General features: G+C 66.2%; 23 protein-coding genes. 15 read left to right on the top strand and 8 right to left on the bottom strand.

Going from position 1 to position 24,226, the window contains the following annotated elements:
- Entirely contained in the window at positions 1-1,152 is a 1,152-nt protein-coding gene (gene argE, locus AC0SZ7_RS07095; RefSeq protein WP_475503714.1) for an acetylornithine deacetylase, read from the top strand.
- Positions 1,153-1,239: 87 nt separating this feature from the next.
- On the opposite strand, the gene AC0SZ7_RS07090 is transcribed toward argE, so the two are convergent.
- Complete coding sequence (locus AC0SZ7_RS07090; protein ID WP_475503713.1) at positions 1,240-2,871, bottom strand: methyl-accepting chemotaxis protein; 1,632 nt, start codon at positions 2,869-2,871, stop codon at positions 1,240-1,242.
- Positions 2,872-3,105: 234 nt separating this feature from the next.
- Here AC0SZ7_RS07090 and AC0SZ7_RS07085 point away from each other — a divergent pair, with 234 nt between their 5' ends.
- Positions 3,106-4,563 carry an NAD-dependent succinate-semialdehyde dehydrogenase gene (locus AC0SZ7_RS07085; RefSeq protein ID WP_475503712.1) on the top strand — a complete coding sequence of 486 codons (1,458 nt, stop codon included), beginning with the start codon at positions 3,106-3,108 and terminating at the stop codon, positions 4,561-4,563.
- A 141-nt stretch (positions 4,564-4,704) separates the two neighbouring features.
- Here the strand turns inward: AC0SZ7_RS07085 and AC0SZ7_RS07080 are convergent, their stop codons facing one another.
- Complete coding sequence (locus tag AC0SZ7_RS07080; protein ID WP_475503711.1) at positions 4,705-5,631, bottom strand: 2-hydroxyacid dehydrogenase; 927 nt, start codon at positions 5,629-5,631, stop codon at positions 4,705-4,707.
- Between the two features lie 189 nt (positions 5,632-5,820).
- Here AC0SZ7_RS07080 and gabT point away from each other — a divergent pair, with 189 nt between their 5' ends.
- The 7 genes from gabT to AC0SZ7_RS07045 all read left to right on the top strand — a co-directional run bounded on the left by gabT (position 5,821) and on the right by AC0SZ7_RS07045 (position 13,292).
- On the top strand, positions 5,821-7,116 hold the full coding sequence (gabT, locus tag AC0SZ7_RS07075; RefSeq protein WP_475503710.1) for a 4-aminobutyrate--2-oxoglutarate transaminase: 1,296 nt from the start codon (positions 5,821-5,823) through the stop codon (positions 7,114-7,116).
- Positions 7,117-7,181: 65 nt separating this feature from the next.
- Positions 7,182-7,823, top strand: a complete 642-nt coding sequence (locus tag AC0SZ7_RS07070) for an HAD family hydrolase (RefSeq protein ID WP_475503709.1) — start codon at positions 7,182-7,184, stop codon at positions 7,821-7,823.
- A 45-nt stretch (positions 7,824-7,868) separates the two neighbouring features.
- Entirely contained in the window at positions 7,869-8,357 is a 489-nt protein-coding gene (locus AC0SZ7_RS07065) for an Lrp/AsnC family transcriptional regulator (protein ID WP_158153280.1), read from the top strand.
- A gap of 124 nt (positions 8,358-8,481) precedes the next feature.
- Positions 8,482-9,945, top strand: a complete 1,464-nt coding sequence (locus tag AC0SZ7_RS07060; RefSeq protein WP_475503708.1) for an aldehyde dehydrogenase family protein — start codon at positions 8,482-8,484, stop codon at positions 9,943-9,945.
- Between the two features lie 173 nt (positions 9,946-10,118).
- Positions 10,119-11,006, top strand: a complete 888-nt coding sequence (locus tag AC0SZ7_RS07055; protein ID WP_475503707.1) for a LysR substrate-binding domain-containing protein — start codon at positions 10,119-10,121, stop codon at positions 11,004-11,006.
- Positions 11,007-11,100: 94 nt separating this feature from the next.
- Positions 11,101-12,213: an agmatine deiminase gene (gene aguA, locus AC0SZ7_RS07050; RefSeq protein WP_475503706.1), complete on the top strand. Its 1,113-nt coding sequence runs from the start codon at positions 11,101-11,103 to the stop codon at positions 12,211-12,213.
- A complete protein-coding gene (locus tag AC0SZ7_RS07045) occupies positions 12,210-13,292 on the top strand; it encodes an extracellular solute-binding protein (RefSeq protein WP_475503705.1) in 1,083 nt (360 codons plus the stop codon). The genes aguA and AC0SZ7_RS07045 overlap by 4 nt, the downstream gene beginning before the upstream one ends.
- 124 nt (positions 13,293-13,416) lie before the next feature.
- Here the strand turns inward: AC0SZ7_RS07045 and AC0SZ7_RS07040 are convergent, their stop codons facing one another.
- Positions 13,417-13,968 carry a cysteine hydrolase family protein gene (locus AC0SZ7_RS07040; protein ID WP_475503704.1) on the bottom strand — a complete coding sequence of 184 codons (552 nt, stop codon included), beginning with the start codon at positions 13,966-13,968 and terminating at the stop codon, positions 13,417-13,419.
- Positions 13,969-14,151: 183 nt separating this feature from the next.
- Between AC0SZ7_RS07040 and solA the strand changes: the two genes are divergently transcribed.
- Positions 14,152-15,327 carry an N-methyl-L-tryptophan oxidase gene (solA, locus tag AC0SZ7_RS07035; protein WP_475503703.1) on the top strand — a complete coding sequence of 392 codons (1,176 nt, stop codon included), beginning with the start codon at positions 14,152-14,154 and terminating at the stop codon, positions 15,325-15,327.
- On the top strand, positions 15,324-16,103 hold the full coding sequence (locus tag AC0SZ7_RS07030) for a MetQ/NlpA family ABC transporter substrate-binding protein (protein ID WP_475503702.1): 780 nt from the start codon (positions 15,324-15,326) through the stop codon (positions 16,101-16,103). Before solA ends, AC0SZ7_RS07030 begins: the two co-directional genes overlap by 4 nt.
- Before the next feature lie 93 nt (positions 16,104-16,196).
- Here AC0SZ7_RS07030 and AC0SZ7_RS07025 read toward each other — a convergent pair whose 3' ends face one another.
- Positions 16,197-16,562, bottom strand: coding sequence for a hypothetical protein (locus tag AC0SZ7_RS07025; RefSeq protein WP_475503701.1), 366 nt, complete (start codon positions 16,560-16,562; stop codon positions 16,197-16,199).
- 79 nt (positions 16,563-16,641) lie between these two features.
- Positions 16,642-17,370 carry a phosphatidylcholine synthase gene (gene pcsA, locus AC0SZ7_RS07020; protein WP_475503700.1) on the bottom strand — a complete coding sequence of 243 codons (729 nt, stop codon included), beginning with the start codon at positions 17,368-17,370 and terminating at the stop codon, positions 16,642-16,644.
- A 188-nt stretch (positions 17,371-17,558) separates the two neighbouring features.
- Between pcsA and AC0SZ7_RS07015 the strand changes: the two genes are divergently transcribed.
- Positions 17,559-18,020, top strand: coding sequence for an Lrp/AsnC family transcriptional regulator (locus AC0SZ7_RS07015; protein WP_416423846.1), 462 nt, complete (start codon positions 17,559-17,561; stop codon positions 18,018-18,020).
- Between the two features lie 169 nt (positions 18,021-18,189).
- Here AC0SZ7_RS07015 and AC0SZ7_RS07010 read toward each other — a convergent pair whose 3' ends face one another.
- The gene (locus tag AC0SZ7_RS07010) at positions 18,190-19,071 is read right to left on the bottom strand and encodes a LysR substrate-binding domain-containing protein (RefSeq protein WP_475503699.1); all 882 of its coding nucleotides are present in this window, start codon (positions 19,069-19,071) and stop codon (positions 18,190-18,192) included.
- A 118-nt stretch (positions 19,072-19,189) separates the two neighbouring features.
- On the opposite strand from AC0SZ7_RS07010, the gene AC0SZ7_RS07005 reads away from it, so the two are divergent.
- Together AC0SZ7_RS07005 and AC0SZ7_RS07000 are read left to right on the top strand one after the other, a co-directional pair.
- Positions 19,190-20,680, top strand: coding sequence for a UbiD family decarboxylase (locus AC0SZ7_RS07005; protein WP_475503698.1), 1,491 nt, complete (start codon positions 19,190-19,192; stop codon positions 20,678-20,680).
- Positions 20,677-21,297 carry a UbiX family flavin prenyltransferase gene (locus tag AC0SZ7_RS07000; RefSeq protein WP_475503697.1) on the top strand — a complete coding sequence of 207 codons (621 nt, stop codon included), beginning with the start codon at positions 20,677-20,679 and terminating at the stop codon, positions 21,295-21,297. Before AC0SZ7_RS07005 ends, AC0SZ7_RS07000 begins: the two co-directional genes overlap by 4 nt.
- Positions 21,298-21,304: 7 nt before the next feature.
- On the opposite strand, the gene AC0SZ7_RS06995 is transcribed toward AC0SZ7_RS07000, so the two are convergent.
- Together AC0SZ7_RS06995 and AC0SZ7_RS06990 are read right to left on the bottom strand one after the other, a co-directional pair.
- The gene (locus AC0SZ7_RS06995) at positions 21,305-22,873 is read right to left on the bottom strand and encodes a GMC family oxidoreductase (RefSeq protein WP_475503696.1); all 1,569 of its coding nucleotides are present in this window, start codon (positions 22,871-22,873) and stop codon (positions 21,305-21,307) included.
- A gap of 12 nt (positions 22,874-22,885) precedes the next feature.
- On the bottom strand, positions 22,886-23,446 hold the full coding sequence (locus AC0SZ7_RS06990) for a twin-arginine translocation signal domain-containing protein (RefSeq protein ID WP_475503695.1): 561 nt from the start codon (positions 23,444-23,446) through the stop codon (positions 22,886-22,888).
- Positions 23,447-23,618: 172 nt separating this feature from the next.
- Between AC0SZ7_RS06990 and gloA the strand changes: the two genes are divergently transcribed.
- Entirely contained in the window at positions 23,619-24,146 is a 528-nt protein-coding gene (gene gloA / locus AC0SZ7_RS06985; protein WP_475503694.1) for a lactoylglutathione lyase, read from the top strand.
- Positions 24,147-24,226: the final 80 nt, after the last annotated feature.

Below are 24,226 nucleotides of genomic sequence, written 5' to 3'. Positions count from 1 at the left end.
ATGAACACCCGCACCCTGGATATTCTCAAGCAGCTGATCAGCTTCGACACCACCTCCAGCCAGTCCAACCTGGCGCTGATCCACTACGTGCAACAGTTACTCAACGCCCACGGCATCGACACCACCCTGGTGCACGACGAAGCCGGCACCAAGGCCAACCTGTTCGCCAGCGTCGGCCCCCAGCACGTCCCCGGCGTGCTGCTGTCCGGGCACACCGACGTGGTGCCGGTGGCCGGCCAGGCCTGGACCAGGCCGCCGTTCCAGGCCACGGTCAGCGACGGCAAGCTGTACGGCCGTGGCAGCTGCGACATGAAGGGCTTCATCGCCGTGGCCCTCGACGCGCTGCTGAGCGCCGTGGGCCAGCCGCTGCAACGCCCGCTGCAACTGGCGCTCAGCTACGACGAAGAGATCGGCTGCGTGGGCGTGCGGCGCCTGCTGGACGTGCTGCACCTGGCGCCGCAACGGCCATTCCTGTGCATCGTCGGCGAGCCCACCAACATGCACTTCGCCCTGGGCCACAAGGGCAAGGCCTCGTACCGCGTGCACTGCCACGGCCAGGAGGCGCATTCGTCGCTGGCGCCGCTGGCAGCCAACGCCATCCACCTGGCCAGCGACTTCATCGCCAGCCTGCGCAATACCCAACAGCGCCTGCAGCAGCAGGGCGCCCATGACGATGCCTACGACATCGCCTACAGCACTGTGCACGTCGGCCGCATTGACGGCGGCAAGGCGCTGAACATCGTGCCGAACCTGTGCACCCTGGAATTCGAGATCCGCCACCTGCCGGCCGATGACCCCGAGGTGATGCTGGCGCAACTGGCCGAGCAGGCCGAGGCCATCGCCCGCGAAGCGAAGAAGGTCAGTGGCGTGGCGGATATTCGTATCGAGAGCCTGAACGCCTACCCGGGGCTGGATACCTCGCCCACGGTTGACGCGGTGCGCTGGCTGCAGGCGTTTGCGGCGCCGGAAACGGCGCAGGTGAAGGTGGCGTTCGGCACTGAAGGCGGGCTGTTCGCCCAGCGCCTTAACGTGCCGGTAGTGGTGTGCGGGCCGGGCTCGATCGAGCAGGCGCACAAGGCCGATGAGTATGTGGAGCTGGCGCAACTGCAAGCCTGCGAACGCCTGCTCCAGACCCTGCTGAAATCCCTGTAGCAGCGGTAACCTGTGGGAGCTGGCTTGCCAGCGAGCCGTTGGGGCCACTGAAAAGCTCGCTGGCAAGCCAGCTCCCACAAGGTTGCATTACACCTTGAACTGCAACACCACCTGATTCAACTGCACCGCCAACCGCGACAACTCGCCACTGGCCGACGAGGTCTGGTCGGCGCCCGCCGAGGTCTGGATCGACAGGTCGCGGATGCTGGTCAGGTTGCGGTCCACTTCACGCGCCACCTGTGCCTGTTCCTCGGTGGCGGTGGCGATGCTGACGTTGCGCTCGTTGATCTGCACAATCGCCGCGGTAATCTCGGCCAGCGCCTGGCCGGCGCCCTGGGCCACTTCCAGGCTGGCGCGTGCGCGTTCGCTGCTCTGGCCCATGGAGGTCACTGCCTTGCTGGCGCCACCCTGGATGGAGACGATCATGGTCTCGATTTCCGCCGTGGACTGCTGTGTGCGGTGGGCCAGGGCCCGTACTTCATCCGCCACCACGGCGAAGCCACGCCCGGCGTCACCGGCACGCGCCGCTTCGATGGCGGCGTTCAGGGCCAGCAGGTTGGTCTGCTCGGCCACCCCGCGAATCACGTCCAGCACGCCGCTGATGTCCTTGAGCTGCAAGGCCAGGCCGTCGATTTCCACCGCAGTGGCGCCTACCGACTCATGCAGGGCGTTGATCACGCTCAGGGTTTCGTCGACGCGCTGGCGGCCGTTTTCCGCCGACTGGCTGGAATCGCGGGCTGCAGTGGAGGCCAGGGCGGCGTTGCGCGCCACTTCTTCGACGGCGGCGCTCATCTGGTTGATGGCGGTGGCGGCCTGGTTGATTTCGTCGTTCTGGCGCTGGATGCCGTGCAGGGCGTCCTGGGTCAGCGCGGCCATTTCTTCCGACGTGGAGGCCAGGTGGTTGGACGAGCCACCCAGCTCGGCCAGGGTGTGCTGCAGGTTCGCCTGCATGCGCGCCAGCGCCGCCAGCAGGCGGCCCGGTTCGTCGTGGCCGTCCACCAGAATGGGCTTGCTGAGGTCGTTGGCGGCGATTTGCTCGGCCACCGCCAGGGCGCGGGCCACCGGCGTCACCAGGCTGCGGGTGAACAGCGTGGCCAGGCCCAGGGTAGCGGCCAGGGCCACCAGGATGGCGCCGATGGTCACGTTGCGCGCCTGGCTGTAGGCGTCGTTGGCCACCACGTCGGACTCGGCCATTGTCTGGTTGACCTGCTGGGCGACGGCGTCGATGTCGCTGCTGAACTGGTTGCCGGCCACGGTCTGCTCGCCGGTGGGCTGGCTGAGGGCGGTGGCGACGTCGTCACGCTTCTGCTCGATGGCCTGCAGGAAGCGCGTGTGCACCTCCAGGTAGCGGCCCATGGCGGCTTCCAGTTGCGCGTAGGCCTGCAGCCCGGCGTCGCTGCGCAGCATGGTCTTGAGCTTGCGCACATCGGCCTGCAGGTCGTCGCGGCCACGGTTGATGCTGCCGCGTGCCAATTCCGCGCCCTGGCTGCTGAGGGCCACGCGCAGGTTGGTGTTGCCCAGGCGGATGGTCAGCAGGTCGCTCTTGATTCGGCCGATGGTCTGCACGGCGGGCAGCACCTGGTCCTGCAGGGTGGAACGCGAGCTTTTCAGCTGGCTGAACTGCAACAGCGAAAACAGCCCGAGGGCGGTGATCAGCAGGGCGAAGAAACCGAAGCACAAAAGTGATCGGGGTGCGATGTTCAAGTGGCGAAGATTCATCAAGAAGGTCTCGATAGTGGCAAAGTGATAACCTTCTTTCGGCATGAAACGTTTAAGCTTGAGGCCCGGACTAGACGCTTCGGCAACTTTGTATAGACCGGTACGTAAAAATTAAGCAGCACCTGCTGCCTGCTTCCCTTTTTCAGCATTCGCCACTGTTGCCGAGGCGTTTTCGGCATCCTGCGGCGCCGCATGTTTTTAGACTGGGCCTACCGTGACTCACAGGACCCGCCCATGCTGCGCAACCGACTGAAAGACCCCACCTTGTTGGCCGAACGCGCCTACATCAACGGCCAATGGCTGGCCGCCGACACCGGCGCCACCCTCAATGTGCTGGACCCGGCCACCGGCGAGTGCATTGCCCGGGTGCCGGCGCTGCTGGGCGCCGAGACCCGCCATGCCATCGCCGCCGCCGAAGCGGCGTTGCCGGCCTGGCGCGCACGCCCGGCGGCCCAACGGGCACTGCTGCTGGAGGCCTGGCACCAGGCGATCCTCGACAACCTCGATGACCTGGCGCTGATCATGACCCTGGAACAGGGCAAGCCGCTGGCCGAGGCCCAGGGCGAGATCCGCTACGGCGCCAGCTTCGTCAAATGGTTCGCCGAGGAGGCCCGGCGCATCTACGGTGACACCATTCCGGCACCCGCCGGCGACCGCCGCCTGCTCACGCTCAAACAACCGGTGGGCGTGTGCGCCGCCATCACCCCGTGGAACTTCCCCACCGCGATGATCACCCGCAAGTGCGCGCCGGCGCTGGCCGCGGGCTGCACCATCATCGTCAAGCCGTCGGATTTGACGCCGCTGTCGGCCCTGGCCCTGGCGGTGCTGGCCGAGCGCGTGGGCATCCCGGCCGGGGTGTTCAACGTTATCACTGGCTTGCCCCAGGCCATCGGCGCCGAGCTGACTGGCAACCCCACCGTGCGCAAGATCTCGTTCACCGGCTCCACTGCCGTCGGCCGCCTGCTGATGCGCCAGAGTGCCGAGCACATCAAGCGCCTGAGCCTGGAGCTAGGCGGCAACGCGCCGTTCATTGTGTTCGACGACGCCGACATCGAGCAGGCCGTGGCCGGGCTGATGCTGAGCAAATTCCGCAACGCCGGGCAGACCTGCGTGTGCGCCAACCGCATCCTGGTGCAGAGCGGCATTTACGAGCGCTTCGCCGAACGCCTGCTGCAGGAAGTGGCCACGCTGAAGCTGGGCAACGGCCTGGAAAACGGCGTGACCCTGGGCCCGCTGATCAACCAGGCGGCGGTGGAGAAGGTCGCCCGCCATGTCGATGACGCGCTGGGGCAGGGCGCGCGGCTGCTGTGCGGCGGGGTGCCGGATGCCGCCAGCCCCTTCGTGGCGCCGACGGTGCTGGCAGACGTGACCACCGGCATGCTCTGCACCCAGGAGGAAACCTTCGGGCCGCTGGTGCCGTTGATTCGCTTCGACAGCGAAGCCCAGGCCATCGCCATCGCCAACGACACGCCCTATGGCCTGGCGGCGTATTACTTCACGCAGAACCTGCAGCGTTCATGGCGCGTGGGCGAGGCCCTGGACTTCGGCATGGTGGGCTTGAACACTGGCGTCATTTCCATGGAAGTGGCGCCGTTTGGTGGCGTGAAGCAGTCCGGCCTGGGGCGCGAGGGTTCGCGCTACGGGTTGGACGAGTACCTGGAGATCAAGGCCTTCCATATCGGCGGTGTCTGAAGCAGACGCCGCCTGCGGCAGCTGCTATATCCTGTGGGAGCTGGCTTGCCAGCGAGCTGTTAGGGCCATAAAAGCTCGCTGGCAAGCCAGCTCCCACAAGACAGTTGCTGCTACAGCCCGTAGCAGCGGCCGCAGGCCGCGTCAGTACCCGTCGACGCGGTCTATCTGCCCATTCAACCGCTCGCCGCGCTGGTGCCGGCGGATGTTGTCCAGCAGCACCGCAAAGGCGCTGTCGGGCTGGGTCATGGCAGCAATGTGCGGGGTGAGCACGATGCGCGGGTGCTGCCAGAACGGGTGGTCGGCGGGCGCGGGCTCCTCGGCCAGCACGTCCAGCACCGCGCCGCCGAGCTGGCCGCTGGCCAGGGCGGCCAGCAGGTCCGCTTCGTTCAGGTGCGCGCCACGGCCCATGTTGATCAGCCCGGCGCCCCGGGGCAGCTGCGCGAACAGGCGCCCGTCGAGGATGCCACGGGTGTGCTCGGTCAACGGCAGCAGGCAGATGAGCATGTCGCACTGGGCCAGGAAGGCCGGCAGCTGTGCGTCACCGGCAAAGCACGCCACGCCGGGCAGGTCATGGGCGCTGCGGGCCCAGCCGCTCAGGGCAAAGCCGAAGGGCTGCAGGGCGTTGACGATGGCCTGGCCCTGCTGGCCCAGCCCCATCACGCCCACGCGGCGCTGGCTGGCCGGCACCAGCGCGTGGTCTTCCCACACGCCGGCCTGCTGCTGGGCACGGTAGCGCAGTATGTCGCGGTGCAGGCTGAGCACCGCCCAGGTGGCGTACTCGCACATGCCCTGGGTGATGCCGGGGTCGAGCATGCGCGCCACCGGCAGGTGGGCGGGCAGGGTGGCCAGGTTCAGCTGGTCGACGCCGGCGGAAATCGCCAGCAGCGCCTTGAGGTTGGGCAACAGCGTGGCCAGGTCGTCCGGCGCCTGCCAGGCGGCCAGGTAGTGAATGTCGGCGGGGTCGCCGATGTCTGGCCATTGGCGGAATTCGATGTCGGGGGCGTGGGCGGCGAACAGTTGTCGCCAGCGCTCGCCACGCTGTGGGTCGGCTTTGTAGAGCAGGGCCATGGTGTCCTCGGTGGCAAAAAAGGGCTGTGCCTATTGTGGTCCATTGGTGCCAAGCGATTCTGCCGTTTGCGCCCTGCAAAACAGTGGATCTGCGCAGGCTGGCAGGCAAGTTCGGCCAAGTCGGCTCCGCGCAACCCGTACTCTGGAATGCATCGAAACCCACCCCCGGGCATGGCCAGAGGAACCCTTATGAACAGCAAACTCAACGATACCCCCCGCCTGCTGCAACAGCGTGAACAATCGGTGCCGCGCGGCGTGCTCACAGCCCACCCGCTGGTCATCGACCGCGCCCAGGGCTCGCAGCTGTGGGACGTCGACGGCAAGCGCTTCCTGGACTTCGTGGGCGGTATCGGCGTGCTCAATATCGGGCACAACCATCCAAAAGTGGTCGAAGCGGTGCAGGCGCAGCTGCAGAAGGTCTCGCATGCCTGCTTCCAGGTTGTGGCCTACCCACCGTACATTGAACTGGCCCAGCGCCTCAGCCAACTGGTAGGCGGTGACGTGCCGCACAAGGCGGCGCTGTTCACCTCGGGTGCGGAAGCGGTGGAAAACGCCATCAAGATCGCCCGCGGCCACACCAACCGCCCAGGCGTGATTGCCTTCCGTGGCGGCTTCCACGGCCGCACCCTGCTGGGCTGCAGCCTGACCGGCATGAGCCAGCCGTACAAACAGAACTTCGGCCCGTTTGCCCCGGAAATCTTCCACACCCCGTACCCCAACCCGTACCGCGGCGTGAGCAGCGACGATGCCCTGGCCGCGCTGCAGGAAGTGTTCGCCACCCAGATTGCCCCGGACCGCGTGGCCGCCATCATCGTCGAGCCGGTGCAGGGCGACGGCGGTTTCCTCACCGCGCCGCCCGAGTTCCTGCAAGCCCTGCGCAGGCTCACCGAGCAGCACGGCATTGTGCTGATCCTTGATGAAATCCAGGCAGGCTTCGGCCGCACCGGGCGCTGGTTCGGCTTCCAGCACGCGGGCATCCAGCCCGACCTGGTCACCGTGGCCAAGAGCCTGGCTGGCGGCCTGCCGCTGTCAGCCGTGGTGGGCCGCAGCGAGATCATGGACGCGCCCACCCCAGGCGGTCTGGGCGGTACCTACGGCGGCAACGCCCTGGCCTGCGCGGCGGCGCTGGCGGTGATCGACGCCTTTGAAGAAGAGCAGCTGCTGGCCCGTGGCGAACAGCTGGGCGTGCGCCTGCGCAAGGGCCTGGAGGCCCTTAAACAACAGCACTCGCGCATTGGCGACGTGCGTGGCCAGGGCTTCATGCTGGCCATGGAGATGGTGACTGCCGACGGCAGCGCCAGCCCCGACGCGGCCCTGGCGCAACAGGTGATCGACGCCGCCCGCGAAGGTGGCCTGCTGGTGATCAAGTGCGGCGTGCACCGCAACGTGGTGCGTTTCCTGGCGCCGCTGACCACCACCGACGCCGAGCTCGACGAAGCCCTGGCCATTCTCGACCGCGCCTTGGCACGGGTCTTGATTGCCTGAATTCCACGACAGGCCCGGGCTTCGCTGCCCGGGTCGCCGTTGTCCATCATAGGGATGAAGTTGGCATGCGCCTGACTGATTATCGTGTGTTGCTGCTGGATTGTGACGGCGTGCTGATCGACCGTGACAGTGGCGTCTGGACGGCGCTGCAGGGCCTGTTCGCCGGTGCCTGCGCGGTGCCGGAAAAAGCTTCGGTGCTGGACCGCTTCGAACAGGTGCTGCACGGCCTGTACCCACGGTTCGACGAGCTGGGTTTTACCGGGCTGTTGTGCTTTACCCACCGCCAGCTGGCGGAAGGGCTGGGGCTGCGGGCCAGTTGGGAGGAGAGCCTGAGCTTCGCGCGCACCCCCGTGACCTGGCCGCTGTTCGAGGACGCGCCGGGGGCCTTGCTGTACCTGCGCAAGTTCTACCGGCTGGTGATACTGTGTGACCGCGACGCCCAGGACCGTGAAGCCTTGTGCGAGCGCCTGGGCATCCAGGGTGATGAGCTGCTGGCGCCCGGCGAGGCCCAGGCCTGGCTCGACCAGCAACAAGTGCCGTTCGAGCAGGCGCTGTGGGTGCGCGCCAGCGTGCCCGAACCTGCCCAGCAGGGGGCGGTGTGCTTGCTGCGCAGGGGCCGGCGGCACACGGGGGAATGCCCGGTGGACGAGTGCATCAACAGCCTCGCCGACCTGGTGTCGCAACATCAGCTATGGTTACGCCGTTGAATTGATTGAAGAACCTCAGGGACATTGGCATTCGAGGGCTACACAATGGAAGGCATGGTCAAACTGGACCGCATCGACATCAACATCCTGGTCGAACTGCAAAAAGACGGCCGCATGACCAACGTCAGTCTCGCCGACGCCGTGGGGCTGTCGGCCAGCCCCTGCCTGCAGCGGGTGAAGCGCCTGGAAGCGGCGGGGTATATCTCCAGCTACAAGGCCCACATCAACCTGGCGAAGATCACCGAGTCGGTGACCATCTTCACCGAGGTCACCCTCAGCGACCACAAACGCGAGGATTTCGCCAAGTTCGAAGCCAACATTCGCCAGGTCGACGAGGTGCTCGAATGCCACCTCATCAGCGGCGGCTACGACTACCTGGTGCGCTTCATGACCCGTAGCATCCAGCACTACCAGGAAGTGATCGAAAGCATCATCGACAAGAACATCGGCATCGCCAAATACTTCAGCTACATCGTCATCAAGTCACCGGTGATGAAAGAGGTGGTGCCCCTGCGCAAGCTGATCCGGCATTAACGCGCAGTTTACCCCCGGCGATACAGCACAACCTCCCATGCAGCCGCTGCGAACGGCACGCGGCGCGGGGGCGGGTTTGGTAGCGTAGGCGTCATGGATTTTTCCTTTTTTCGGGGCCCCGCCAATGACCGACCACACCGCGAACACCTTCAGCATCGACCCGGCCCTGACGCGCCGCCTCTACATCAACGGCGACTGGTGCCTGCCGGTGCAGGCGGCCGGCAGCCTGCCGGTGGTGAACCCGGCCACCGAAGCGGTGGTGGCCGAGGTGGCCGCAGGCTCGGCGGCGGATGTGGACAACGCGGTGGTGGCCGCCCGCGCCGCGTTTGTCCAGTGGAGCGTGTCGTCGGTGGCCACCCGGGTGCAGGTGCTGACGCGCTTGCATGAGCTGATGCTGGAGCGCACGGAGCAATTTGCCCAGGCGCTGTCGCTGGAGATGGGCGCGGCCATCAGCTTCGCCCGCACCTTGCAGGTGCCGCTGGCCGCCGAACACATTCGCGTGGTACGTGACCTGCTGCCGACTTACCCGTTCCAGAAGCTGGAGCACGGCACGGCCATTACCCGCGAGGCCATCGGCGTGTGCGCGCTGATCACGCCGTGGAACTGGCCGCTGTACCAGATCACCGCCAAGGCCGCCGCGGCCATTGCCGCGGGCTGCACCGTGGTGCTGAAGCCCAGCGAGCTTTCGCCCCTGAGCGCGCTGCTGTTTGCCCAGCTGGTGCACGATGCCGGGGTGCCGGCCGGGGTGTTCAACCTGGTCAACGGCAGCGGCGCCGAGGTGGGCGAGGCCATGGCCAGCCACCCCGATATCGACATGATTTCCATCACCGGCTCCAACCGTGCCGGCGCCCTGGTGGCGCAGGCGGCCGCGCCGACGGTGAAGCGGGTGACCCAGGAACTGGGCGGCAAATCGCCCAACGTGCTGCTGCCCGACGCCGACTTTGCCAAGGTGGTGCCGCTGGGGGTGATGACTGCGTTCCGCAACGTCGGCCAGTCGTGCAGCGCGCCGACGCGCATGGTGGTGCCGCGCGCGCGCCTGGCGGAAATCGAAGCGTTGGCGGCGGCGACCGCCAATGACATTCTGGTGGGCGCGCCGAGCTCGTCTGACACCGTGCTGGGCCCCATTGCCAACCAGGCGCAGTTCAACCGCGTGCAGGCCATGATCGCCAGCGGCATTGACGCTGGCGCCAAGCTTATCTGCGGCGGCCCAGGCCGGGTGGCGGGGCTGGACGTTGGCTATTACGCGCGGCCAACCATCTTCTCCGAGGTAGACGCCGACATGGCCATCGCCCAGGAAGAAATCTTCGGCCCGGTGCTGTGTATCATCCCCTACGACAGCCTCGACGAAGCCGTGGCCATCGCCAACAACACCGTCTACGGCCTCAGCGCCCACGTGCAGGGCAGCGACCTTGGCGTGGTGCGCGCCGTGGCTGCGCGCATCCGCGCCGGCCAGGTGTTGCTCAACCACCCGGCCTGGAACCCCCACGCCCCGTTCGGCGGCTACAAGCGCTCGGGCAACGGCCGCGAATTCGGCGTACATGGTTTCGAGGAATACCTGGAAACCAAGGCCATCATCGGCTACGAATAACCCCCTGGCCACGCGCCGATCCTGTGGGAGCTGGCTTGCCAGCGAGCTGTTGGGGCCATAAAACCTCGCTGGCAAGCCAGCTCCCACAAGACAGTTGCTGCTACGGGAGGCGGTGTATTGCAACCATGGTGCATCAGGGTGAAGCTTGGGGTTTTGCCCCGCAAGGATCCACCATGCGCCGCCTGCCATCCCTGACCGCCTTGCGCACGTTCGAATGCGCCGCCCGCCACGCCCACTTCGGCCGTGCTGCTGCCGAGCTGTGCGTCACCGACAGCGCCGTCAGCCACCAGATCCGCCAGCTGGAAGGCGAACTGGGCGTGGAATTGTTCGTGCGCGAAGGCCGCCAGGTGCGGCCCACACCCGCCGCGTTGCGCCTGCTGCAACGCCTGCAACAGGCGTTCGAACTGGTGGGTGACGCCTGCGACGAGCTGCGTGACCCGGCCTCCCAGGCCGTGCTGCGCATTGCCGTCACCGCCGAGCTGGCGCAGAAATGGCTGGTGCGGCGCCTGGCTGATTTCACGGCGCAGTGCCCGCACATCACCCTGCACGTGCACGAGCAGGCCATCGACGCCAGCGCGCCGGGCGAGGACATCGACATTGCCATCACCTACGGCGCCGGCCCGGACGACGGCGGCGCCTATTGGGTGAAGCCGTTGCCGGTGCTGGTGTTCTTCCCGGTGTGCAGCCCTGTGCTGTTCAACCAGGGCACCCTCGGCGAGCCGCGCGACCTGGCACGCCACGGCCTGCTGCACGACGACCAGGACGGCAGCACCTGGGCCACCTGGCTGGCCGCCCACGCAGGCCATGTGCAGGGCCTGCGCCACGCCTACTTCGCCCACGCCGGCCTGGCCCTGGAAGCCGCCGCGCAAGGGCAGGGCGTGGCCATGGGCGACAACCTCACGGCCACCGAGGACCTGGCCAGCGGGCGCCTGGTGCGGCCCTTCAGCGCCAGCATCACCGCGCTGGGCCAATACGCCATTGTCTGCGAGCGCCTGCGCCTGGAACGCCCCGCCGTGGCGGCGTTCCTGCAGTGGCTGGAAGGGCAGCTGCACCTTGCCTGAATTTAACTCACCTATCGCTTAGAAATGCTCGTTGGAAGGCCCTGCATGGCGGGTGTTAGCGTGCCTGTCATCCCCACCCAACGAGGCGTTGCCCATGTCCCGCTCCCTGCACACCACCCCCAAGGCCGATGGTTTCCGCCTGCCCGGCGAATTCGAGCGCAAAAGCCGTTGCTGGCTCGGCTGGCCCGAGCGCCCGGACGTGTGGCGCAACGGCGGCAAGCCGGCGCAGCAGGTGTGGGTGCAGATCGTCAGCGCCATCGCCCAGAGCGAACCGGTGACGGTGTGCGCCTCGGCGGCCCAGTACGCCAACGCCCGGCGCCTGCTGCCCGAGCACATTCGCGTGGTGGAGATGACCTGCAACGACACCTGGTTCCGCGACAGTGGCCCCTGCTTTGTGGTCAATGACGCCAGCGGCGAGGTGCGCGGCGTCGACTTCCAGTTCAACGCCTATGGTGGCCTGGACGGCGGGCTTTACTACCCTTGGGACAAGGACGACCAGATCGCGCAGAAGATTCTCGAAATCGAGCAGTTCGACCGCTACCGCGCGCCGCTGATCGCCGAGCTGGGCGGCATCCAGAGCGACGGCCAGGGCAGCATCCTCACCACCGAGCAGTGCCTGCTCAACCGCAACCGCAACGCCCACCTGGGCAAGGAAGAGGTCACCCGGCGCCTCACCGATTACCTGGGCGCCGAGCAGATCATCTGGCTGCCACGCGGCTGCAAGTTCGACGAGACCGACGGTCACGTCGACGACCTGGCCTGCTTCGTGCGGCCCGGCGAGGTGGTGCTGCAATGGACCGACAACCGTGACGACCCGCAGTGGGAGATCTACCAGGAGGCCTACGACATTCTGCGCAGCACCCGCGACAGCCGCGGCCGCGAGCTGGTGGTGCACAAGCTGCAGCAGCCCGACGTGCTGGAATGGACCGCCGAGGAAGCCGCCGGCCTCGACCACATCGACGGCACGCACGTGCGCCAGGCCGGCACGAAAATCTGCGCCTCGTACATCAACTACTACGCCGGCAACTCGGTGATCGTGGTGCCCCTGTTCGGCGGCCAGCACGATCAGGCGGCGCAGGCCACGCTGGCCGAACTGTTCCCCGGCCACCGCATCATCGGCATCGAGAACTCGCGGGAAATCCTGCTGGGCGGCGGCAACGTGGCGTGCATCACCATGCCGCAATACGCCGGCGGGGTGAGGGCATGAAGGGCCTGCTCGCAGCCGCCCTGCTGACGGCGGCCGTGGGCGCGGCCGCCGCCGAGCCGCCCACGGTGAACTTGTACATCTGGGGCGAGTACCTGGCGCCGGATACCCTCAAGCGCTTCGAAGCCGAGACCGGTATCCGCGTGGTGGAGGACCACTTCGACTCGCTGGAAACCATGGAGACCAAGCTGCTGACGGGCGGCAGCGGCTACGACCTGGTGCTCAGCGCCGGCCAGCACCTGAGCCGCGCCATCGAGGCCAAGGCCATCCAGCCGCTGGACAAGGCGCAGTTGCCGCATTTCGCCGGCATTGGCGAGGAGTTCCGCCAGCACATGGCGGTGTTCGACCCGGGCAACCGCTACGCCGGTATCTACGGCTGGGGCACCACCGGCGTTGGCTACCAGCAGGAGGCTGTGAACAAGCGCCTGCCCAGCGCCCCGACCGACAGCTGGGCGATGTTGTTTGACCCGGCCGTGGTGGCGAAATTCGCCGACTGCGGGGTCAGCCTGCTCAACGACCCCAACGAGCTGTACGCGGCGGTGATGCGCTACCTGGGGCTGGACATCAACAACCAGAACCTGGCCGACCTGAAGACCGCCCAGGCGCAGCTGATGAAGATTCGCCCCTACGTGCGCTACTTCGACAACGACCGCAACATCAGCGACCTGGCCAACGGCGACACCTGCGTGGCGATGTCGTGGAACGGCAACGTCGGCATCGCCGCAGCCCAGGCCAAGCAGGCCGGCAAGCCGTTCAGCCTGCACTACAGCATCCCCAGGGAGGGCACGCTGATCTGGTTCGACGCCATGGTCATCCCCAAGGACGCCCCGCACCCGGCAGCGGGCCTGGCGCTGATGGACTTCCTGATGCGCCCGGACGTGATCGCGCCCATCACCGACACCATCCACTACGCCAACGCCATCACCGCCGCCGACGCGCTGGTCAGCCCCGAGATCCGCAACGACCCCGGCACCTACCCACCGGCGGCCGTGCGCGCCACGCTGTTCAGCAAGAACGACAACGGCAAGGCCTTCAACCGCGCCCTGACGCGAGCGTTCACCGCCCTCAAGGCCGGCGAATAAACCCCGTAGCAGCAACTGGTTCCTGTGGGAGTGGGCTCTGCCCACGGAAAGAACGCCGAGTGGTATCAGGTATTACGCAGTGTTCTTTTCGCGGGCAGAGCCCGCTCCCACGGGGGGCGTGACGTCATACGAGCTCGTGGGTGTCGACGATGGTGGCGTAGTCCATCGCCAGGTTGCTCAGCGACAGGGCATGCACGTCTTCGGCCGGCCAGGTGCGGCCGTTCAGGTCCACCTGGTCGAAGGTATAGCAGGCGTCGCCCACCACCTGCACCGCAAAACCCAGGTTGCCGCCGGTGCGTGCCGTGGCTTCCACCGAGTTGTTGGTGACCACGCCGGCGATCACCAGGTGGCGAATGCCGCGCACATGCAGCCAACGCTCAAGCCCGGTGGCGATAAAGGCATCCGGGACGTTTTTCTCCACCACGTGTTCAGCGGCCAGCGGTGCCAGCGCCGGTTGGAACTCGCAACCCGGCTGGCCGGGCCAGAACACTGAGCCGGGCGTGCGCGACATGTGCCGCACGTGCACCACCGGCCGCTGCGCAACGCGCCAGGCGTGCAGCAGTTGCGCAATGTGCCCCTCGGCGCCGGGGTTGTTGCGGCGGCCCAGGGTAGGAGTGTTCATGCCCTGTTGCATGTCGATGATCAGCAGGGCGGTGTTGGCGTGCGGTACAGGCATGGCAGGTCCATTTGCAATACGGCGGCCCATCCTACCGTCCCGTAGCAGCTGCCGCCAGGCAGCGTCCTGCAACCGCTCCATACCAGGCAGATGAGCGCCAAGGCATAAGGTTATAATTTTTTAATCTTTGTTTTTGCTGTTGTTTTTCAATCAACTACACGCCTTTTGCGCGGACGACAGTTGATGACGGAACGATTCGAATCATTGGTCCTGGGCCTTGGCGCCATGGGCGCGGCTACCGTGTACCAGCTGGCCAGGATGGGCGTGAAGGTGGCGGGTATCGACCGCCATCACCCGCCCCACACCTTTGGCTCCAGCCATGGCGACACGCGCATCACCCGCCTGTCGGTGGGCGAGGGGGCGCAGTACGTGCCCATCGTGCGCAATTCGCATCGCATCTGGCGCGAGCTGGAAGCGCTGTCGGGTGAAGCGCTGTTCGACCAATCGGGCCTGCTGGTGCTGACCTCCAGCCCCGACTTCGACCCCAGCGACAAGACCGACTTCACCCTGCGCACCATCGGCCTGGCGCAGGCCTACGGCATCGAACACGAAGTGCTCGACGCCGCGCAGATTCGCCAGCGCTTCCCGCAGTTCGCCCATGTGCGCGACGACGCCATCGGCTATTTCGAGCCGGGCGGCGGTTTTGTGCGCCCCGAGCGCTGCATCGATGTACAGCTGAAACTGGCCGAGCAGCACGGCGCCACCCTGTACAAGGGCGAGACCGTGACCGCCATCACCTCGGACGCCCAGGGCGTGACGGTAACCACCGACCAGCGCACCCTGCAGGCCGACAAGCTGGTGATCAGCGCCGGCAATTGGGCCGGTGGCCTGCTGGGCGCGCCTTTCGAGGGCTTGCTCAAGGTGTACCGCCAGCAGCTGTTCTGGTTCGAGCTTGCGGACGAGGCGCTGCTGGGGGCCTCGCCAACCTTCATCCTTACCCACGGCCGCGGCGACGACAAGGTCAACTACGGCTTCCCCGCCTTGCCCGGCGAGGGCACGCTGAAGATCGCCACGGCGCAGTACCACACCGCATCGCAGCCCGACACCCTGGACCGCAGCGTGTCGGCTGCCGAGGAACAGGCCATGTACGCCCGCCAGGTGCAGGGCCGTATCGCCGGTGTCGGGCCACGGGTGGTGAAGTCCGCCGTCTGCGCCTACACCGTCACCCCTGACCGCCATTTCATCATCGATGAACACCCGTCCCTGCAGCACACCCTGGTGGTGTCGGCCTGTTCGGGCCATGGCTTCAAACACTCCGCGGCACTGGGCGAGGCCTTCGCCCAGTGGTGCACCCGTGGCACCACCGACCTTGATCTGTCGTCCTTTTCCCTGAAACGCTTCGAAGGTAAACCATCGTGAAACGTGTCGCCCTGTCCCTGGCGTTGCTGGTAGCCGCCGTCGGTTCCGCCTATGCCGAAACCCTGAAGATCGCCGTGGTACCGGTGCCCCACGCCGAGATCCTCGAATTCCTCAAGCCGGAACTGGCCAAGGAAGGCGTGACCCTGGACGTCAAGGTGTTCGCCGACTACGTGCAGCCGGACCGCCAGACCGATGAAGGCCTGCTGGACGCCAACTACTTCCAGAGCAAACCGTACTACGAGGCGTACAAGAAGGACCGCCCCAGCAGCGACCAGGTGCCGATAGTGGCAGTGCACATCGAGCCGTTCGGGGCTTATTCGAAGAAAATCAAGAATATTGCCGAGCTGAAGGATGGCGCCACCATTGCCATCCCCAACGACCCCACCAACTCGGGCCGCGCCTTGCTGCTGATCGCCAAGCAAGGCCTGATCACCCTGAAAGACCCGAGCAATATCATGGCTACCCGCCAGGACATCGTCAGCAACCCCAAGCACCTGAAGTTCCAGGAGCTGGAAGCGGCCATGCTGCCGCGTGTGCTGAACCAGGTCGACCTGGCGCTGATCAACGCCAACTACGCGCTGGAAGCCAAGCTTGAGCCGCACAAGGACTCGTTGTTCATCGAAAGCTCCGACTCGCCCTACGCCAACTACCTGTACGTGCGCCGCGACAAGGCCAACGACCCAGCGGTGCAGAAGCTGGGCGCCTTGCTGAACTCGCCGCAGGTGAAGCAGTTCATCCTGCAGCGCTACCACGGCGACGTAGTGCCGGCGTTCTAACCCGGCCCCCGTAGCAGCTGCCGCAGGCGGCGTCTTGCAACCGCGGTGTACCAGGCGCACCGCGGCGCTCTGGGACGCGGCCTTCGGCCGCTGCTACGTGCAGGCGCCTGGGTCTTTGTAGACTTCGCACCAGGCCGCTTTCAGCAGTGTCCTGCAGCCTGAGTCATGCTTGGCCCGGAACGCTGCGACGCTTTCGACGCTCATCTGCCCCGGGATTTCCTTGCGCAGCGTTACCAGTTGCTGTGCCACCACTTCCTGCGCCTGGGGGGTATCGCCTGCCTGCTTCAACAGGGCGTAGAACGCCTTGGAAGCTTGCTTGGCGCTGATGTCCAACTGGTCGCCATCCACCGAGAGCAGTTCGTAGTAGGCCGAGCAGACCAGGCGTGGGTCGTCGGCCGCGTTGGCGTGGGAAATGCTGAACACGCTGGCCGACAGCGCGAGGAGAAGAGGCAAACGCATTGGGAAAATCACATCCGGATTCAGGCTGGCGATGTCACGATGATACTACGCTGCCATGGTTGTGATCCAATCTTGATCGTCATGGCGCAGGCGTCTCGTTGCGCTCGAACCAGTCCGCCGCCGTGCGCCACAGGCACACGCCAAGGAAATACGCCGACATCAGCAGCCATAGCGTCAGCACCAGCGGGTTGATGGCCGGGTGGTCGTGCACCAGCGACAGGCTGCACAGCAGCCAGATGGCGGTGACGGCGATGTTCACGGGCATGAAGCGGCGCACCCGGAACGGGTGCAGGAATTTCATCCGGGTGACGGTCAGCAGCGCCAGCAGCACGATGGTCGCAAGCGTCCACCACGGCGACGGGCTGAGGGTGTACAGGCACAGCGCAACCACGTTCCAGGCGGCGGGGAAGCCCTGGAAGTAGTTGTCCTTGCTCTTCATGTTGACGTTGCAGAAGCAGAACAGCGACGACACCAGCATGATCGAGGTGGCCACCAGCGCGGTGTAGTCGGGCAGCGGGATGTAGCGGTAGATGAACAGCGCCGGGATGAACACGTAGGTGAGGTAGTCGATCACCAGGTCCAGCACCGAGCCGTCGAAGTGCGGTAGTACCGTCTGCACATTGACCCGGCGCGCCAGCGAGCCGTCGACGCCGTCGACGATCAACGCCACGCCCAGCCACATCAGGCAGGCCTTGGGCTGGTTTTCAAACAGCGCCAGGGTGGCCAGGAAGGCGGTGACCACGCCGGTCGCGGTAAAACCATGGGCGCCCCAGGCTTTGAGCCTGGCCATGTGCAAGGTCGAGATCACAATGCGTCTCCGAAAAAGGGAAGGGCAGCAACGTGCTGGCTGCACCTACAGACCGGGTGTGGGCGGCAGGGTTCAGCGGCCGTGAGTTCAGAATAGGCAATCCGCTGTACAGCGTGTTGGAAAAATATTCTGTCACCAGCGCTAAACTGCGAATAAAATTCGACAGACTTCTCTGCCAGGCAAGCCCCATGGACAAACTCGACCGCGCCATCCTCGATATTCTGCAGGTGGACTGCACCCGCTCGGTCAGCGACATCGCCGACCAGATCGGCCTGGGCAGCACCGCCTGCTGGCGGCGCATCCAGAAAATGGAGGAGACGGGCATCATCCGCGCCCGCGTGGCGCTGCTCGACGGCAAGCAGCTGAACGTGGGCGTGGTGGTGTTCGTGTCGATCCGCACCACCCAGCACAACGCCGAGTGGATCGAGGGCTTCCACCGCGCCGTGGCAGATATCGAAGAGGTGGTGGAGGTGTACCGCATGGCCGGCGACACCGACTACCTGCTGCGCGTGGCGGTGCCGGACGTGGCGGGGTATGACGCGGTGTACAAGCAGTTGATTCGCATACCGGGGCTGTCGGACATCAGCTCGAGCTTTTCCATGGAACAGATCAAGTATTCCACGCGGTTGCCGCTGCGCTACGCGCCGTAAACCCGTCGCAACAACTGTCTGATGGGGGCAGCCTGGCATCTGTAGGAGCGGGCCGTGCCCGCGAAGCAGACGCCGCAGGATTTCAGGCACTGCGCGGTGAGGCCTTCGCGGCCACCGGCCGCTCCTACAGAGGGCCAGGTTGACTCACAGACGCCGCCTGCGGCAGCTGCTACAGGAGGTCCAGGAAGCGCTGGATGGCGGGGGTGACGCGGTCTTCGTTCCATACGTACCACAGCTCCGCGTACGCGCCTTCATCGGTCAGCGGCCGGAAGCTCACCGTGGGCATCGCCAGGCTGGCAATCGACGCCGGCACGATGCCGTAGCCCATTCCCGCCGCCACCAGGCCGAGAATGCTCGCCACCTCCGGCACCCGCCAGGCCACGTTCAGCTGCACCCCGGCGCGCTGGGCCAGAGTGTGGGCGATTTGCAGGATGGCCAGGCTGGAAGGGTCATCGAAGCTGATCATCGGCTCGGCGGCAAGGTCGGCGATGCTCACCGCTGCCTGCGCCAGCAACGGGTTGTCGTTGGGCAGGGCGACGATCAGCGGCCGCCGCGAGCCCACGCGTTTCTGCTGGCGCGGCCCCAGTTCCACCCCCGGCGCGCGCACCACGGCGATATCCAGCTCGCCGCGCTGCAGGGCGGCCAACTGGTCTTCGATGCGCTGTTCGTGCAGGGCCAGGCGCACGCCGGGGTACTGGCTGCGCAGGCGCTTGAGCAGTGACGGGAACTCGGGCTCGAACATGGCCGAGCCCACGTAGCCCAGGTGAATCGAGCCCAACTCACCGCGGGCGGTGCGCTGCGCCACCTCGCTGGCCTGCGCGTGCATGGCCAGCAGGCGCTGCACCTCCAGGCGGTAGGCGGCACCGGCGACGGTCAGCTCGATGCCGCGCTTGCGGCGCAGGAACAGCTGCACCGCAAGCTCTGTCTCGAGTTTCTTGATCTGCTGGCTCAGCGCCGGCTGGGCGATACCCAGGCGCTCGGCGGATTTGCCGATGTGCAGGGTTTCACACACGTCGAGGAAGTAGGCGAGGCGGCGCAATGAGGTAGTCATGGCTGGATTATAAGTTTTTTCTTATCAATAACGCACCTTCCAGTGGATGGATCATCCATTCATTCGGGTTCATTGTGGCTGCACCTTACGTGTAGAGCCAGACAGAGGCGAAGAACCCATGCACAAGCACCCGATCAACGACCTGCGCAGCGCGCTCGCCCGCCTGCAAGACCACCCCGGCCAACTGCTGGAGACCGACCACCCGGTGAACCCCAACGCGCAACTGGCCGGCGTCTACCGCCGCATTGGCGCTGGCGGTACGGTGAAGCGCCCGACCCAGTTGGGCCCGGCGATGATCTTCAACAACATCGAAGGCTACCCCCATTCCCGCGTGCTGGTAGGCCTGATGGCCAGCCGCGAACGCGTCGGCCTGTTGCTGGACAGTGCCCCGGAAAAACTTGCCGAACGCATGGGCGAGGCGGTGCGCAACCCGGTCGACCCGGTGATGGTGGAACACGCCGACGCACCGTGCCAGGAAATCGTCTTCCACGCCGAAGACCCCGACTTTGACATTCGCACGCTGCTGCCGGCGCCCACCAATACCGCCGAGGACGCCGGGCCGTTCTTCTGCCTGGGGCTGGTGCTGGGCAGCGACCCCGAGCATGGGCACACCGACGTCACCATCCACCGGCTGTGCGTGCAGGACCGCGACAAACTGACGATTTTCTTTGCCCCCGACCGCCACATCGACCACTTCCGCCAGAAGGCCGAGGCTGCCGGCAAGCCGCTGCCTATCACCATCAACATGGGCCTGGACCCGGCCATTCCCATCGGCGCCTGCTTCGAGGCACCGACTACGCCGCTGGGCTACGACGAGCTGAAAATCGCCGGTGGCCTGCGCGGCACCGGCGTGGAACTGGTGGACGCGGTCAGCGTGAACCAGAAGTCCATCGCCCGTGCGGAGATTGTCATCGAAGGCGAGATCCTGCCCTACGAGCGCATGCGCGAAGACATCAATACCAACACCGGCCACGCCATGCCCGAGTTCCCCGGCTACAACGGGCCGGCCAACCCGGCGCTGCCGATTATTCGCGTGACCGCCGTGACCATGCGCCGCGAGGCTATCCTGCAGACCCTGGTGGGCCCGGGCGAGGAGCACACCAACCTGGCCGGCATTCCCACCGAGGCCAGCATTCGCAACGCCGTCGACCTGGCCATGCCCGGGTTCCTGGTCAACGTGTATGCGCACACCGCCGGTGGCGGCAAGTTCCTGGCGATTCTGCAGGTGGCCAAGCGCAAGGCCGGCGACGAAGGCCGCCAGCGTCAGGCGGCGATCATCGCCCTGGGCGTTTACCGCGAGCTTAAAAACGTGATTCTGGTGGACGAGGACGTCGACCCCTTCGACTCCGATGACGTGCTGTGGGCCATGCAGACCCGCTACCAGGGCGACATGGACACGATGTTCCTGCCGGGCCTGCCAGGCCACGTGCTCGACCCCTCCCAGGGGCCGGAATACAACCCGGCGCTGCTGGTGCGCGGCAACACCTGCAAGACCATCTTCGACTGCACCGCGCCGTTCCACCTGCGCGAGCACTTCACCCGCGCCGAATTCGTCGACGTCGACCCGCACCCCTACGCGCCACACCTGTTTCCCCGGAGGCCAGCATGAGCAGTAAACGCCAACGTCTTGTTGTGGGCATCAGCGGCGCCACCGGCATCATCTACGGCATCCGTGCCCTGCAGATGCTCAAGGCCCTGGGCGTGGAGAGCCACCTGGTGGTGTCGAAAGCCGCGGAAATGACCCGTTCCTACGAGACCGACCTCAGCCGCGAGCAGCTGTATGCGCTGGCCGACCACGTGCACCCCATCGCCGACGTCGGCGCCAGCATTGCCAGCGGCTCGTTCCGCACCCTGGGCATGCTGGTGGCGCCGTGCTCGGTGCGCACCCTGGCGGAAATCGCCAGTGGCGTGACCACCACGCTGCTGACCCGCGCCGCCGACGTGGTGCTCAAGGAGCGTCGGCGCCTGGTGCTGATGGTGCGCGAGGCACCGCTGCACTCCGGGCACCTGCGCAACATGCTTGCCGTCAGTGACCTGGGCGGCGTGATTCACCCGCCGGTGCCGGCGTTCTACACCCACCCCACAAGCCTTGCCGACATTGTCGACCACACCGTGGCACGGGCGCTTGACAGCTTCGGCCTGGAGGTGGAAGACATGCCGCGCTGGGGCGAGAACATCGACGTGGCACCGGCCGCGCGCAAATACGCGGCGGCCGTTGGCCACTGACTGGCACTCAGACGCGCTGGTCCTTCATGGCCTGGGCAATGAAGTCGGCCTGGCGGATCGCCAGGGTGACGATGGTCAGCGTCGGGTTCTCGGCCGCACTGGTGGTAAACTGGCTGCCGTCGCTGATGAACAGGTTGGCGATTTCATGGCTCTGGCCGAAGCCGTTGCACACGCCATCCTCGGGCTTGGCGCTCATGCGGCAGGTGCCCAGGTTGTGGGTGGAGGGGTAGGGCGGCACGCGGTGGGTCTTCAGCGCACCCACGGCGGTGTACAGCGCCTGGCCCTGGGTGAAGGCGTGCTCGCGCATGGCCAGGTCGTTGGGGTGGTCGTCGTAGTGGACGTTGGCCACCGGCAGGCCGAACTGGTCCTTCACCTGGGCGTTGACGGTGACGCGGTTGCTTTCGCGCGGCATGTCCTCGCCCACGATCCACAGGCCTGCCAGGTGCGTGTACTGCTCCATCACCCGGGTGAAGTCGGGGCCCCAGGCGCCGGGGTTGAAGAAGGCGCCGAGGAACGATGGGCCCAGGGATATCGTCTCCATCTCGTAGCCGCCGACAAAGCCGCGTTCGGGCTTGAACTTCACTTCGTCGCTGATGATGCCGGCCATGATGGTGCCGCGGTAGAAGTGCACCGGTTCACTGAACTCGGCGAACACCGAGCCGGTGGTATGGCGCATGTAGTGCTTGCCGACCATGCCGGCGCCGTTGCCCAGGCCGTTGGCGAAGCGGCCGCTGTGGGAGTTGAGCAGCAGCCGTGGGGTTTCGATGGCGTTGCCGGCCACCGCCACCAGCCGCGCTTTCTGCCGTTGCAGCTGGCCGGTGGCGTCGGCGTAGACCACGGCGCTCACCAGGCCCTGGTCGTTGTGTTCGATGTGCACCACTTGCGATGACGGCCGCAGGTCGAGCTTGCCGGTGGCTTCGGCGGCAGGGATCTCGGTGTACAGCGTCGACCACTTCGCGCCCATCTTGCAGCCCTGGAAGCAGAAGCCCAGCTGTTGGCACGAGGCGCGGTTGGCGCGCGGGCGGCTGTTGATGGCCATGTGGCCGGTGGAGCACTCGGTGTAGCCCAGCTTCTGGGCGCCGTTGTACAGCACCTTGAAGTTGTTGTTGCCGGGCAGGCCGGGGATGTCGTTGGTGCGGGTCACGCCCATCTTGTCCTCGGCGCGGGCGTAGTAGGGCTCAAGTTCGGCCAGGGTCACGGGCCAGTCCAGCAGGTTGGCGTCCTTGATCGCGCCGTAGGTCTGCAGCGCGTGGAATTCGTGTTCCTGCAGGCGCAGGCTGGCGCCGGCCCAGTGGGTGGTGGTGCCGCCCACGGTCTTGCAGATCCAGGCGGGCAGGTTGGGGAAGTCCTTGGCCACCCGCCAGGTGCCCGAGGTGGTGCGCGTGTCGCCCCACGACAGCTGTGAGAACGACGGCCATTCGTCGTTGATGAAGGTGCCCGGGCTCTGCCGCGCGCCGGCCTCGAGCAGCACCACCTTGATGCCTTTCTGGCACAGTTCGTTGGCCAGGGTGCCGCCGCCGGCACCCGAGCCGATGACGACCACGACCGAGTCGTCGTCATGGTTGAAGTTGGTCATGGGCGTGCTTCCTCAAGAGAACGGATCGGGGCTGGCCGAAGCAGGCGGGGCGGGCAGCCAGGACAGGTCATTGAACCCGCGCATCAGGTAGCCGCCCTTGGGAAAGGACGCGCCTTCGTAGCCGAAGTGCAGGTAGGCCAGTTCGTTGCTGTACAGGCTGTTGACTGCGTTGCCGCGCACCAGCGCGAAGAACGGTGTGTCCTGGATGTCCTGGAGGATGGCGAACTGGCGCGCCGCGTCGAGCTTGCGCCAATCGCCGCCAGCCTTCTGGTCGAGGGTGGCGATGCCTTGCTTGAGGGTGTCGGCGACGCCTGGGTCGGTACTGGCCTTCTGGTCCAGGGCCTGCACCGGGAAGGCGTAGACCGCGTCTTCCATGGTGTCGTGGGGGTAGATGCGGCGGATCATCAGCAGCAGCTTGTCGCCGCTGTCGCTGTCGAGGGTGGTCATGGGCAGGGCCCAGCTCTGGCTGGGGGCCATCAGGGCAATGGGACCGCTGGCGAACAGCAGCGTGCCCAATAGCACGCCGCCGCTGCCCTGAAGAAACCGGCGACGATCGAGTGTCAGGTTACTCATGGCGATGTCCTTCTTATTGTTGTTGTCACGCAACCCATAGTAGTAACGCCAGCGGGGGCCGGGTAATAGGCGCCTACTACGTTGGAATAAGCTTAGACCCGTAGTAGGCGCCTATTACCCGGCGCTGGCGCGGCAGTTCTACAATGGGCTACCTCACTTGAGTGCCCCTGCCATGTCCTTCATCAGCGAAAACCAGCCAGGCGTGTGCCTGGAACCCGATGCCGAAACCCAGGCCTACGTGTTCAACCACAGCATGATCCGGGTCAAGGACCCGTGCCGTTCGCTGGATTTCTACACTCGCGTGCTGGGCATGCGCCTGTTGCGCCAGGTGGATTTCCCCGAGGCGAAGTTTTCGCTGTTGTTCCTGGCCATGACGGCGGGCGAGACCGTGCCGGACGAGCGCGGCGCCCGCCAGGTGTATACCTTCGGCCGCCAGTCGGTGCTGGAGCTGACGCACAACTGGGGCACCGAGAGCGACGACTCGCAGTACCACAACGGCAACAAGGACCCGCGCGGGTTTGGTCACATCTGCTTCAGCGTGCCGGATATCGAGGCTGCCTGCGCGCGCTTCGAACGGCTGCAGGTGCCGTTCGTCAAGCGTCTGGACAAGGGCATGAAGCACGTGGCGTTCATCAGCGACCCGGACGAGTACTGGATCGAGATTGTGCAGGCGGATTTGTTGGCTGACCTGGGGCAGTGAGGGGGCTGGACGCGGGGGGGGGGGGCGGGGGGCGGGGGGGGTTGCTGCGGCCCACAGGCGCCGGGGGGGGCAAAAACCCC

The sequence above is a fragment of the Pseudomonas sp. JC1203 genome (assembly GCF_056175065.1).
This window is presented reverse-complemented; position numbering and strand designations above follow the sequence as displayed.